Genomic DNA, 12,226 nt, shown 5'->3' on the forward strand with positions numbered 1-12,226 from the left:
CCGCCCTCCGCGGCGGCTCGCGAAGCGGGCCTCCCCCCATTCCGCGTCACGACGCGCGCCGCACCGCCGAGTCGATATAGCCCGCCAGCAGCCCCGGCAGCGCCGGATCGCCGCAATTCGCGACGTTGAAGCGCATCCACGTGGACGGCGACTGCTGCGGCGAGAACAGGCTGCCCGGCGTCAGCAGGAAGCCGGCTTCGTGCGCGACCGCCGCGAGCGCGTCCGAATCGACGCCCGTATCGGCCCACAGGAACATCCCGGCCGCCGGCATCGTGAAGAGCCCGAGCCCCGTGCGCTCGAGCATCCGCGCGGTCTTGTCGCGCACGCCGTCGAGCCGCGCGCGCAGCCGCTCGACGTGGCGCCGGTAATGCCCTTCGGTCAGGATCTTGTACAGCACGCGCTCGTTGAGCTCGGGCGTGGTCATCCCGACCAGCATCTTCTGGTCGGTCACCGCCTTCGCGATTTCCGGCGCGCACGCCACGTAGCCGACCCGCAGGTTCGCCGCGAGCGTCTTCGAATAGCTGCCGAGATAGATCACGCGCTTCAACTGGTCGAGGCTCGCGAGGCGCGTGGCCGGATAGCTTGGCGGGCACAGGTCGCCGTACACGTCGTCCTCGACGACGAGGAAATCGTAGGCCTCCGCGAGCTTCAGGATCCGGAACGCCTGCGCGGCCGACAGCGACGTGCCGGTCGGGTTCTGCAGCACCGAGTTGATCACGAGCATCTTCGGCCGCCACATCTGCACCAGGGTTTCGAGCGCGTCGAGGTCGGGGCCGTCGGGCGTATACGGCATCCCGACGAGCTGCGCGCCCTGCGCCGCGAAACGGCCGAACATCTGGAACCACGCGGGATCGCCGACGATCACCGCGTCGCCCGGCCGCATGTAGATCCGCGAGATCAGGTCGATCGCCTGCGTGATGCCTGACACCAGCACGATCTGTTCGGGCTTCGCGCCGATCTCGACTTCGGCCAGACGCGTCTGCAGTTGCTGGCGCAGCGGCAGGAAGCCCTGCGCGGTGCCGAAGCCGAGCATCTGTGCGCCCGACTGACGCCCGAGCGCGCGCAGCGCGCCGGTGATCAGCTCGCCGTCGAGCCAGCGGCCCGGCAGGTAGCCGAGGCCCGGGCCCTTCTCCGGGCTGACGGTGTGCAGCATGTTGCGCAGCAGCCAGACGACGTCGATCGTGTTGTGCACGGGCGCGGCCTCGGCCACGCGCGCGACGCCGTCGGCCGGCTGCGGGCCGGCGCCCGTGCGCTCGCGCACGTAGAAGCCGGAGCCGCGCCGCGAGTCGAGGTAGCCCTGCGCGACGAGGCGCTCGTAGGCCTCGACGACGGTGAAGCGCGACACGCCCTTGTCGAGCGCGAGCTTGCGGATCGACGGCATGCGCATGCCGGGACGGAACACGCGTTCGTCGATCCGCCGCCGCGCCCACTGGACCAGCTGGTCGACGAGCGTGAGCGTGGCGGTGTCGTGCGGCGCGGGAATCTGGGCGAGTGGGACGGTGGACATGGTGGACATGGGCGGCGGCTCCAACTGTACCGAAGGCTATCGCGCCGATTGTACCGTTACTGTGCCGGTAGCGACGATTACAGTTGACCGGAATGGCGATCGTGCGGCCGCCGTTCCGGCCGCGCCATACCAGGCGCCGCGCCCGCCGGCCCGCATCGCGGCCGGTGCGCCGGCCGGCCCGGCCCCCGCCCGGTACGTCGTCCGCCTACCATGACACTTTCGCTTCCCGACCGACGCTCATGCCAGCCCGCTCCCTGACACTCGACCATCTCGTGATTGCCGCGCGCACCCTCGACGAAGGCGTGCGCCATGTCGCCGACGCGCTCGGCATCGAACCGGCCGGCGGCGGCCGCCACCCGCTGATGCGGACCCACAATGCGCTGTTCGGCGCGTGGGGCGGGCTCTACCTCGAAGTGATCGCGATCGACCCCGATGCGCCCGCGCCGGGCGACGATGCGAAGCCGCCGCGCGCGCGGCTGTTCGGGCTCGACGATCCGGCGATTCAGGCTCGGCTCGCGCAGGGCCCGTTTCTCGCGCACTGGGTCGCCCGCGTCGACCGCCCGCGCCAGCTTGCGCTGTGGCAGCGCCAGTACCCGGCCCGCATCGCGCCCGTCGTCGCGATGCGGCGCGGCGACCTGAGCTGGGGCCTCACGGTGCCCGACGACGGCAGCTTCCCCGCATGGCAAGGCGCGGGCGACGGCCTCGTGCCGTCGCTGATCCAGTGGGACAGCCCGCGCCATCCGGCCGACTCGCTGCCGAACGACGGCGTCGCGCTGAAGGCGCTCAAGGGCGCCCATCCGCGTGCGGATACGATCCGCGAGCAACTCGACTGGCTCGGCGCCGCGCACCTGCTCGACGTCGAATCCACCGACGGCCCGCCCGCGCTCGTCGCCGAATTCGACACGCCGCAGGGCACGCGCACGCTGCGCTGAGCTCGCTGACGCCCGTTCCATTACACACACCCAGCAAGACGGAGACACCCACGAATGAATTCGCGCGAAACCCGCGGCATGCTGCTCGGCCTCATCGGCGTGATGATCTTCAGCCTGACGCTGCCGATGACGCGGATCGTCGTATCCGAACTCAATCCGCTGCTCAACGGCCTCGGCCGCGCGCTCGCCGCCGCCGTGCCGGCCGGCCTGCTGCTGTGGTGGCGCCGCGAGCCGCTGCCGACCCGCGCGCAACTGAAGAGCCTCGCGATCACGTCGGCCGGCGTGATCATCGCGTATCCGGTGTTCTCCGCCTGGGCGATGAAATCGGTGCCGGCCTCGCACGGCGCGGTGGTCAACGGGTTGCAACCGTTGTTCGTCGCGCTGTACGCGGCGTGGTTGTCGCACGAACGGCCGTCGAAGGCGTTCTGGGCCAGCGCGGTGGCCGGCAGCGCGCTCGTGATCGCGTTCGCGCTGCGCGACGGCGGCGGCACCGTGCAGGCCGGCGACGCGCTGATGCTCGTCGCGGTCGGCATCGGCGCGCTCGGCTATGCGGAAGGCGCGCGCCTCGCGCGCCAGATCGGCGGCTGGCAGGTGATCTGCTGGGCGCTCGTGGTGTCGGCGCCGTTCCTCGTGCTGCCGGTCGGCTGGCTCGCGTGGACGCAGCACGCCGCGCATCCGGGCCCGCTCGCCCTGCGCACGTGGCTCGCGTTCGGGTACGTGACCCTCTTTTCGCAATTCATCGGCTTTTTCGCGTGGTACGCGGGGCTCGCGATGGGCGGCACCGCGCGCGTCGGCCAAGTGCAGCTGCTGCAGATTTTCTTCACGATCGCCTTTTCCGCGCTGCTGTTCGGCGAAACGGTCACGCCGTCCACGTGGCTGTTCGCGGCGGCCGTGATCGCGACCGTGGTGCTCGGGCGCCGCTCGGCGGTGGCCACGGCACCGCGCCCCGCTCGCGCCGGCTGATGAGGTGCGCCATAATGGACGTTTTGCCTGATCGGTATTGCCTACCCAGCCGCGAAGGCTTCATCGTGCTCGCGCTCGCCCACCCGGCGGCGTCGAAGCGATCCGCCCGAACGACCTTTCTTGACTGACCACGATATCCGAACGAGGAGACTATGAATCCGAGCGACCTGCATCCGCCGCACTGGCAGCTTTCCGAACGCGCCCGCAAGCTGACGAGCTCTGCGATCCGCGAGATCCTGAAGGTCACGGAACGCCCCGAGGTCATCTCGTTCGCCGGCGGTCTGCCCGCTCCCGCGACGTTCCCGGCGGAACGCATGCGCGCCGCCGCCGACCGCGTGCTGCGCGACGCGCCGGCCGCCGCGCTCCAGTACAGCGCGACCGAAGGCTACCTGCCGCTGCGCGAGTGGATCGCCGAGCGCTACGGCGTGCGCGTGTCGCAGGTGCTGATCACGACCGGCTCGCAGCAGGCGCTCGACCTGCTCGGCAAGGCGCTGATCGACCCGAACAGCCCGATCCTCGTCGAAACCCCGACCTACCTCGGCGCGCTGCAGTCGTTCTCGCTGTACGAGCCGCGCTACGTGCAGGTGCCCACCGACGAGCAGGGCCTGCTGCCGGCAGGCCTCACGCCCGAACTCACGCAAGGCGCGCGCCTGCTGTACGCGCAGCCGAACTTCCAGAACCCGACCGGCCGCCGCCTGCCCGTCGAGCGCCGCCGCGCGCTCGCCGCGTTCGCGCAGTCGAGCCCGTTCCCGGTGCTGGAGGACGACCCGTACGGCGCGCTGAACTACCAGGGCGAGCCGCTGCCGACGATGCTGTCGATGGCGCCCGACCACGTCGTGCACCTCGGCACGTTCTCGAAGGTGCTCGCGCCGGGCCTGCGGATCGGCTACATCATCGCGCCCGAGGAGCTTCACTTCAAGCTCGTGCAGGCCAAGCAGGCCACCGACCTGCACACGCCGACGCTCACGCAGCGTATCGCGCACGAAGTGATCAAGGACGGCTTCCTCGACGAGCACATCCCGACGATCCGCGAGCTGTACAGCGCGCAGTGCGACGCGATGCTCGGCGCGCTCGCGCGCCACATGCCGGAAGGCGTCACGTGGAACCGCCCCGAAGGCGGGATGTTCATCTGGGTGAACCTGCCCGCGCAGATCGACAGCATGAAGCTGCTCGCCGCAGCCGTCGACAACCACGTCGCCTTCGTGCCGGGCGCGCCGTTCTTCGCGGAGAACGCGCAGCAGAACACGCTGCGCCTGTCGTTCGTGACGGTGCCGCCCGAGAAGATCGAGGAAGGCGTCGCGCGTCTCGGCAAGCTGCTGCGCGAGCGCCTCGGCGAGCGCCTCTGATCCCCTTTTTCCCTGTCACGACTCTCTACGAGGAATCGAACGCATGGCTAACGTCTACGACAAACTGAAGTCGCTCGGCATCGAGCTCCCGACCGCCGGCGCACCGGCCGCCGCCTACGTGATGAGCGCGCAAAGCGGCAACACGGTCTACCTGTCGGGCCACATCGCGAAGAAGGACGGCAAGGTCTGGGCCGGCAAGCTCGGCGCGGATCTGCAAACGGAAGACGGCAAGGCGGCCGCCCGCTCGATCGCGATCGACCTGCTCGCGACGCTGCACGCGCACACCGGCGACCTGAACAAGGTCACGCGCATCGTCAAGCTGATGAGCCTCGTCAACTCGACGCTCGACTTCACCGAACAGCACGTCGTGACGAACGGCGCATCGGAGCTGATCGCCGAAGTGTTCGGCGACGCGGGCAAGCATGCGCGCTCGGCGTTCGGCGTCGCGCAGATCCCGCTCGGCGCGTGCGTCGAGATCGAACTGATCGCCGAAGTCGCGTAACGCGCGCGTCGCGATGGCCGGCCGTCTGGTTCGCTTCAAGCAGGTCGACGTGTTCACGTCGGCGCCGTTCAAGGGCAATCCGCTCGCCGTGGTGTTCGACGCCGATTCGCTCGGCGACGACACCATGCTCGAGATCGCCCGCTGGACGAACCTGTCGGAAACGACGTTCCTCTGCACGCCGACCGATCCGGAAGCCGACTATCGCGTGCGGATCTTCACGACGGGCGGCGAACTGCCGTTCGCCGGCCACCCGACGCTCGGCACCGCGCACGCGTTCCTCGAAAGCGGCGCGCGGCCGCGCACGCCGGGCCGGCTGATCCAGCAGTGCGGGGTCGGCCGGGTCGCGCTGCGCGAGCAGGCCGGCGGCTGGGCGTTCGCCGCGCCGCCGGCGCGCGTCACGCCGCTCGACCGTTCGGACTACGCGGCACTGGCCGCCGCGCTGCGCAGCGACGCGCTCGACCTCGATGCCGAGCCGTGCGCGGTGGACAACGGCGCGCCGTGGCTGGTCGTGCGGCTGAAGTCGGCCGACGCGTGCATCGGCCTGTCGCCCGATCCGGCCGCACTGGCGGCACTGACCCGCCGCTACGGCGTGGACGGCCTCGCCGCCTATGCACCGCACGCCGAAGGCGGCCCCGCGACGTTCGAGATCCGCTGCCTGATGACGGGCGGTACGTTCGGCACGCCCGGCGAGGATCCCGTCACCGGGAGCGCGAACGCCGCGCTGGCCGGGCTGCTGACGCGGCAGGAACGCCGCCCCGGCCCGTCGTATACGGCCCGCCAGGGCACGGCGATCGGCCGCGACGGCCGCGTCTTCGTCCGCTACGACGAAGACGGCACGACCTGGATCGGCGGCCAAGTCGTCACGGTCGTCGACGGCACGTTCCGTTCACCCCACTGACATTTCGCGATGTGCGATGGTACGGGCGCGTCCGGCGCCCCGCGCTTTGCCCAACTATCGCAAAAACGTTCCAACCAGTAATATCGGGCCTAATCCGTTGTTTCGGAGGTCTGTCCATGGTTGCGCGTCCCGCGAACGAACAGACGTCGGGACAATCCGAACCATAGCCGGCCATCCAGACGGATGGCGCACGCGAGCAGGACGCCACCCTCTTCGATGAGCTCCGCCCGGTCCAACCACACGCCGCCGAACCGGCCGCTGCGCGCGCCGCGCAAGTCGCGCCGGCGTGCGCTGTTTGCCATCCCGCTGCTCGGGATGCTGGCGCTCGCGCTGCTGTGGGCCGTGATCATCGCGCGCCTGTCCGTTGAAAAGGACAGTGCGTACAAGGAAGCGGCGGCTTCCGCGGCGATCCTGTCGTCCGCGCTCGAGCAGCATACGGTCAAGGCGATCCACCAGGTCGACCAGATCACCCGCTTCGTCAAGTTCGAATTCGAGAAATCGCCGGCGCGCTTCAATCTCGCGAGCGCCGTCGAGAAAGGCGTCGTGCCGAGCGATACGCTGATCCAGGTGTCGCTCGTCAACGCGAAAGGCATCCTGTTCGCGAACACCGCCGAACTCCATCCGCAGCCGATCAACCTGTCCGACCGCGAGCACTTCAAGGTCCACCTCGCGCACAACGACGATCGCCTCTTCATCAGCAAGCCCGTGCTCGGCCGCGTGTCGAGCCACTGGACGCTGCAGATGACGCGGCGCCTGAACAATCCGGACGGCAGCTTCGCCGGCATCGTCGTGGTGTCGGAGGACCCGAGCTACTTCACGAACGATTTCTACAACAACGCGGCCATCGGCAAGGAAGGCGTGATCGCGGTCGTGTCCGACACGGGCGCCGTGCTCGCGCGGCGCACGGGCTCGGTGAACAACGCGCCGGGCGCGTTCTCCGCGTCGGGCGTCTACCCGATCGCGGAGCGCGTGACCGGCACGATCATCGATCCGATCGACGGCGTGACGCGCATCGTGTCGTACCGCCACCTCGACGGCTACCCGCTCGCGGTGATGGTCGGGCTGTCGCAGACCGAAGAGTTCGCGGACTACACCCACACGCGCAACGTCTACCTGCTGATGACGAGCTTCATCACGCTCGCGATGCTCGCGTTCTTCGGCGTCGCGACCGGCCTGATCGGCAAGCTGCTCGGCCGCGAGCGCGAAATGACCCAGCTTGCCGAATACGACCTGCTCACCGGCCTCGCGAACCGCTATGCGACGCTGCGCGGGCTGCGCAACGACGTGTCGATGCCCGCGAGCCTGTCGCGGCTCGGCCTGCTGTTCATCGATCTCGACAACTTCAAGACCGTCAACGACACGCTCGGCCACAACGCCGGCGACATCGTGCTGCAGATGACCGCGTCGCGCCTGGCCGATGCGGTCGGCGACGAAGGCTCGCTCGCGCGCATCGGCGGCGACGAGTTCGTCGTCGTGATGAAGGGCGACGACGTCGAGCGGCGCGCGGTGCGGCTCGCGGAAGCGATCATCCGGATGTTCAGCGAGCCGTTCGACGTACGCGGCAGCTCGTTCGTGCTGCATGCGAGCATCGGCATCGCGCTGCACACCGTCGCGAACGAAAGCGAGATCGACCTGCTGAAAAAGGCCGACCTCGCGATGTACAGCGCGAAGGACGCCGGCAAGAACTGCTACCAGTTCTATGCGCCGCACCTGTCGCATCGCGCCGACCACCTGATGCGCTGGGAACAGCAATTGCGCGTCGCGCTCGCCGAGGGACAGCTGTTCCTCGCGTACCAGCCGAAGATCGACCTCACGCACCGCACGATCACCGGCTTCGAGGCGCTCGCGCGCTGGGACCATCCCGAGCACGGCGTGATCTCCGCGAACGAATTCATTTCGATCGCCGAATCGACCGGCCTGATCGTGCCGATCGGCGACTTCGTGATCCGCACCGCATGCGAGCAGATCGCGCGCTGGCGCGACGAGGGCCACGACACGCTGACGCTCGCGGTCAACATCTCGCCCGTGCAGTTCTGGCGCGGCGACCTGATCGAGACGATCTCGCAGGCGCTGCACGACACCGGCATCGACGCGAACCGGCTCGAGATCGAGATCACCGAAACCGCGATGATGGAATATCCGGAACTCGTGTCCGAGAAGATCGTCGCGCTGAAGAAGCTCGGCATCCGGATCGCGCTCGACGATTTCGGCACCGGCTATTCGTCGCTGTCGTACCTGCACCGCTTCTCCGTCGACACGCTGAAGGTCGACCGCTCGTTCGTGCAGGCGATTCCGAACGATCGCAGCGTGTGCGTGATGGTGTCGTCGATCGTGCATCTCGCGCGCTCGCTCGGGCTGACCGTCGTCGTCGAGGGCACGGAGACCGAGGAGCAGATCACGTGGCTGTCCGCGCTCGGCGAAATCGAGGCGCAGGGCTTCCTGTTCTCGCGCCCGGTGCCGGCCGACGCGATTCCCGCGCTGATCGCACGCTTCGGCGTGCGCGGCGAGCGCCTGAACGTCGTCGCGCAACGCGCGACCGGCAGCACGGGCGGCTGAACACCACACCGCTGCCGCCGCGGCGCGGGTTGCGCGCCGCCGCAATTGTTACGTTTTCCGATCCGATCGTTTAGTTCATTAACTAGCGTTTTCGCGCATGGTAGTGTCACGATGCGCGGCGGACAATCGGGAGGGCCGACGTGTCGGCGGGCCGCCGGCGCGGCCCTACGCGAGAGATCCGGCCCTGCGCCAACCACACAATCATGACAACCGTCGAAGTCGAAGCGACCGCGCGTGTCGAAGAGGCACCCGCATCCCTATGGGCCTTGTTCAAGGTCGTCGCCGGCATTTCGGCCGTCTCGTGGGGCGGACTTTCGATGATGGCGCAACTCGAACGCCACTACGTGGAGCGGCTGCAGCGCATCGAGCCGCACGTCTTCGGCGATCTCGTCGCGCTCGCATGGCTCGTACCGGGCCCCGTCGGCTGCAACGTCGCCGTGCAGGTCGGCCAGACGCTGCACGGTCGCGCCGGCGCATGGGTCGCCGGCATCGCGAGCGTGCTGCCGTTCTCGATCCTGATGACGCTGTTCGCGATCTTCTATCAGACGCCGCTCGTGCGCTCGCTCGCCGCGCCGATGCTGATCAATCACTTCGGGATGGTGCTCGCCGCGCTGATCGGCGTCACGTGGGTCAAGCAGGTGCGCTCGCTCGCGCGCACGCGGCTCGAACAGACGATCGCCGCGCTATCGACGATTCTGCTCGCTTTCGCGCATAGTCCGGCCGCTTTCGTCGGGATTCTGTTCGCCGCGTTTGCAGCAGGCTGGCTGACGGGGCCGTCGCAACGCGACGCGGTCGATTTCACGTTGTCGAAACGCGACCGCGGCCTGCTCGTGCTGCTCGGCGTGCTCGTCGTGCTGTTCGCGCTGCCGCTGCCGGGCGATTACCAGGCGGACCTGCTGTGGCCGCGCCTCGCGGGCGCCGGCATGACGCTGTTCGGCGGCGGCTTCTCCGCGCTGCCGGTGCTCAAGACGCTGTTCGTGTCGCCGGCGACGGGCATCTCCGATCACGACTTCACGCTCGCCTTCGCGCTGTCGCCGGTCGCGCCGGGGCCGCTGCTGAACGTCGTGCCGTTTCTCGGCTACCTGACCGACGGCTGGATCGGTGCGCTGCTCGCCACGGCCGCGCTGTTCATTCCGTCGGGATGCCTCGTCGTATTTGCGCAGAACCACCTGCTCCGGCTCAAGCGCCATTCGCGCTTCGAGCACGGGATGCGCCTGCTGCGCGCGGCGACGACGGGCTTTCTCGTCGTCGCCGTCGTGAAGATCCTGCATCGCGAGCCGGCCGACCCTGTTTACTGGCTGACGGGCGCTTTCGCGACGCTGTGCTTCACGCGCTTCAAGGTGCCCGTCTATGCCGTGTACGGCGCGGTCGCCGTCGCATGCAGCGTGTGGCTGTGGGCCGCGCACTGACGGGCGGCGGCCGTCGCCCTGCCCGGCGCGGCCCGCGTTGCCGCTTCAACCGGCCTGCACGGCGACCCGGCGTGCCATCCAGCGGGCGCGCAGCGCGTCGTACGCGAGGTTGAAGCAGAACGTGTAGGGCAGGAAGAACAGCACGATGCCGAGGTCGAGCAGCAGCGCCTCGACGAGGCTCACGTTCAGCCACCACGCGGCAACCGGCACCACCATCGCGACGAGGCCGAGCTCGAACGTCACCGCGTGCGCGATCCGCATGCCGAGCGTGCGCGACAACCCGGCGCGCCGCTCGAAGCGGTCGAACAGCGCGTTGAAGGTCATGTTCCACGCCATCGCGATCAGCGACACCATCACCGTCAGCACGCCGACGTGCGACACCGGCATGTCGAGCAGCCACGCGCCGATCGGCGCGCACAGCGCGATCGCCACCAGTTCGAACGTCAGCGCGTGCAGCAGGCGCTCCGTCACCGTTTTATTGATCTGTTTCATGATGCGCTCCCATGCGTTAGCTGATCCATGCCGGCCATTCTGATCGGCGATACCGTACCAATCCAGTTTGATATCATCGGTTTTACCGATATAACGCTGCCTGGAGCACCGCATGCACCACGCCCCCGAAGCCCTGCTCGCCTTCGTCGAAGCGGCGCTGCTCGGCTCGTTTACGGCCGCCGCCCGCAAGCTCGGCAAGCGTCAGTCGACCGTGTCGGAAGCGATCGCGAATCTCGAAATCGATCTCGGCGTGCAGTTGTTCGATCGCTCGACGCGCGCGCCGACGCTCACCGAGGCCGGCCGCGCGCTACTGCCGCAGGTGCAGCGCGCGCTCGAGGCCAGCGCGGCGATCGATCGCACGGCCGCCCGCCTCGCGCGCGGCGAGGAAGCGCGGCTCACGCTCGTCGTGTCCGATACGTACCAGTCGAAGCGCTACGAGGAAACGTTGATGGCGCTCGAACGGCGCTTTCCGGCGCTCGAACTCGAATGCCAGATCGCCGAGCACGACGACGTGCTCGACCTGATCCAGCAAGGCCGCGCGCAACTCGGGCTGATGGCCGCCCGCGCGGCCTACCCGGCCGATATCGGCGCGGCGACGGTGGCGGAGGAATCGGAGATCGGGCTGTTCGTCGGCCGCACGCATGCGCTCGCCGAATACGGCGACGCCGAAGTGCCGCATGCGGCGCTGCGCGACGTGCGCGAACTGCGCCTCAATACCTACGTGACGACCGAAAGCCGCGGCACCGACGACCGGATCGTCGTCGGCACGCAGCACTGGCTGGCGCCGAGCTACCTGATGCTGCTGGAGATGGCGGTACTGGGGTTCGGTTGGGCGGAGCTGCCGCGCTGGATGGTCGAACACTTCGCGCGCGACCGCCTGTGCGAGCTGCGTGCACGCGGGTGGCCGCGCCGCGTGCGGGTGGATGCGGTCTGGTCGCGCAACCGGCCGCTCGGCCCGGCCGGTTCATGGCTGCTCGATGCGATGCTGGCCGCGTAGCGGCGCGTGCCGCCGGGCCCGCGACGGAGGGCAGCGGCCTGACGCCGGCCGGTCAGAAACCGCGCGACAGCACGGCCGCGCCGATCGTGACGACGCCGAGCACGAGGTTCACGACGACGAGCAGGCGCATCGCGTTCACCGTGCGCGCGCCGTCCGGCCAGTTCTGCGCCTGCACCGCACGGCGGATGCGCGGAAACAGCGCGAAGCGGATGTGCCCGAAGATCAGCATCATCACGACGCCGAGCCCCGCCATCGCATGCAGCGACCACGTCGCATGCGCGCCGCCGAAGCTCATCAGCAGGAAGCCGCCGGACAGCAGGATCACGATCACGGCCCCTGAAACCCAGTTGAAGAAGCGGCCGAACACGCCTTCGATCAGCGGCAACCGCAGCTGCGGCGACAGGTCGGACAGCGCCGGGCGCAGGCAGAAGTGCGCGAAGACCATCCCGCCCACCCACACGGCGACGGCCAGCAGGTGAAGAAACAGCGCGACGGCAACGGCGTGGGACATGGGGACGATCCTGTGATGAGTGGGGGTGCAGCGAACGGCCGCGTCGCACGCGGCATCAAGCGACGTTCGACCCGCCAGCCGCGCGGCGGTTCAGGCCCTCGGCGCGATTTCAC

The 12,226-nt window shown here is 69.0% G+C and carries 11 protein-coding genes; 8 read left to right on the forward strand and 3 right to left on the reverse strand.

The window, feature by feature from the left end; all coding sequences use genetic code 11:
• Positions 1-46: 46 nt before the first annotated feature.
• Positions 47-1,507, reverse strand: coding sequence for a PLP-dependent aminotransferase family protein (locus tag CFB52_RS12150; protein ID WP_059583742.1), 1,461 nt, complete (start codon positions 1,505-1,507; stop codon positions 47-49).
• Positions 1,508-1,746: 239 nt separating this feature from the next.
• Between CFB52_RS12150 and CFB52_RS12155 the strand changes: the two genes are divergently transcribed.
• From CFB52_RS12155 to CFB52_RS12190, 7 genes are all read left to right on the forward strand, one after another.
• Positions 1,747-2,439, forward strand: coding sequence for a VOC family protein (locus CFB52_RS12155; protein WP_060966815.1), 693 nt, complete (start codon positions 1,747-1,749; stop codon positions 2,437-2,439).
• 54 nt (positions 2,440-2,493) lie between these two features.
• Entirely contained in the window at positions 2,494-3,402 is a 909-nt protein-coding gene (locus CFB52_RS12160; RefSeq protein ID WP_059646429.1) for a DMT family transporter, read from the forward strand.
• 152 nt (positions 3,403-3,554) lie between these two features.
• Positions 3,555-4,748 (forward strand): PLP-dependent aminotransferase family protein, encoded by a 1,194-nt coding sequence (locus tag CFB52_RS12165; RefSeq protein ID WP_059583748.1) that lies wholly within the window; start codon positions 3,555-3,557, stop codon positions 4,746-4,748.
• Positions 4,749-4,791: 43 nt separating this feature from the next.
• On the forward strand, positions 4,792-5,250 hold the full coding sequence (locus CFB52_RS12170; protein ID WP_006478174.1) for a RidA family protein: 459 nt from the start codon (positions 4,792-4,794) through the stop codon (positions 5,248-5,250).
• A 13-nt stretch (positions 5,251-5,263) separates the two neighbouring features.
• A complete protein-coding gene (locus CFB52_RS12175) occupies positions 5,264-6,148 on the forward strand; it encodes a PhzF family phenazine biosynthesis protein (protein ID WP_060966812.1) in 885 nt (294 codons plus the stop codon).
• A 216-nt stretch (positions 6,149-6,364) separates the two neighbouring features.
• A complete protein-coding gene (locus CFB52_RS12185; protein WP_059583751.1) occupies positions 6,365-8,704 on the forward strand; it encodes an EAL domain-containing protein in 2,340 nt (779 codons plus the stop codon).
• Between the two features lie 203 nt (positions 8,705-8,907).
• Positions 8,908-10,113, forward strand: coding sequence for a chromate transporter (locus tag CFB52_RS12190; RefSeq protein ID WP_099316681.1), 1,206 nt, complete (start codon positions 8,908-8,910; stop codon positions 10,111-10,113).
• 45 nt (positions 10,114-10,158) lie between these two features.
• Here the strand turns inward: CFB52_RS12190 and CFB52_RS12195 are convergent, their stop codons facing one another.
• Positions 10,159-10,605 carry a multidrug/biocide efflux PACE transporter gene (locus CFB52_RS12195; protein ID WP_059583771.1) on the reverse strand — a complete coding sequence of 149 codons (447 nt, stop codon included), beginning with the start codon at positions 10,603-10,605 and terminating at the stop codon, positions 10,159-10,161.
• Positions 10,606-10,717: 112 nt separating this feature from the next.
• On the opposite strand from CFB52_RS12195, the gene CFB52_RS12200 reads away from it, so the two are divergent.
• Positions 10,718-11,602: a LysR family transcriptional regulator gene (locus tag CFB52_RS12200; RefSeq protein ID WP_060966809.1), complete on the forward strand. Its 885-nt coding sequence runs from the start codon at positions 10,718-10,720 to the stop codon at positions 11,600-11,602.
• Between the two features lie 52 nt (positions 11,603-11,654).
• On the opposite strand, the gene CFB52_RS12205 is transcribed toward CFB52_RS12200, so the two are convergent.
• Complete coding sequence (locus tag CFB52_RS12205; RefSeq protein ID WP_099316682.1) at positions 11,655-12,113, reverse strand: CopD family protein; 459 nt, start codon at positions 12,111-12,113, stop codon at positions 11,655-11,657.
• Positions 12,114-12,226 lie beyond the last annotated feature (113 nt).

The sequence above is a fragment of the Burkholderia sp. AU18528 genome (genome assembly GCF_002223215.2).
In the GTDB taxonomy this organism is placed as follows: domain Bacteria; phylum Pseudomonadota; class Gammaproteobacteria; order Burkholderiales; family Burkholderiaceae; genus Burkholderia; species Burkholderia semiarida.

Excerpts from the sequence above, each read along its gene's own strand:
- CFB52_RS12165 (WP_059583748.1), top strand. The coding sequence starts at position 3,555 with ATGAATCCGAGCGACCTGCATCCGCCGCACTGGCAGCTTTCCGAACGC.
- CFB52_RS12190 (WP_099316681.1), top strand. The coding sequence starts at position 8,908 with ATGACAACCGTCGAAGTCGAAGCGACCGCGCGTGTCGAAGAGGCACCC.
- CFB52_RS12160 (WP_059646429.1), top strand. The coding sequence starts at position 2,494 with ATGAATTCGCGCGAAACCCGCGGCATGCTGCTCGGCCTCATCGGCGTG.
- CFB52_RS12195 (WP_059583771.1), bottom strand. The coding sequence starts at position 10,605 with ATGAAACAGATCAATAAAACGGTGACGGAGCGCCTGCTGCACGCGCTG.
- CFB52_RS12185 (WP_059583751.1), top strand. The coding sequence starts at position 6,365 with ATGAGCTCCGCCCGGTCCAACCACACGCCGCCGAACCGGCCGCTGCGC.
- CFB52_RS12170 (WP_006478174.1), top strand. The coding sequence starts at position 4,792 with ATGGCTAACGTCTACGACAAACTGAAGTCGCTCGGCATCGAGCTCCCG.
- CFB52_RS12205 (WP_099316682.1), bottom strand. The coding sequence starts at position 12,113 with ATGTCCCACGCCGTTGCCGTCGCGCTGTTTCTTCACCTGCTGGCCGTC.
- CFB52_RS12155 (WP_060966815.1), top strand. The coding sequence starts at position 1,747 with ATGCCAGCCCGCTCCCTGACACTCGACCATCTCGTGATTGCCGCGCGC.
- CFB52_RS12150 (WP_059583742.1), bottom strand. The coding sequence starts at position 1,507 with ATGTCCACCGTCCCACTCGCCCAGATTCCCGCGCCGCACGACACCGCC.
- CFB52_RS12175 (WP_060966812.1), top strand. The coding sequence starts at position 5,264 with ATGGCCGGCCGTCTGGTTCGCTTCAAGCAGGTCGACGTGTTCACGTCG.
- CFB52_RS12200 (WP_060966809.1), top strand. The coding sequence starts at position 10,718 with ATGCACCACGCCCCCGAAGCCCTGCTCGCCTTCGTCGAAGCGGCGCTG.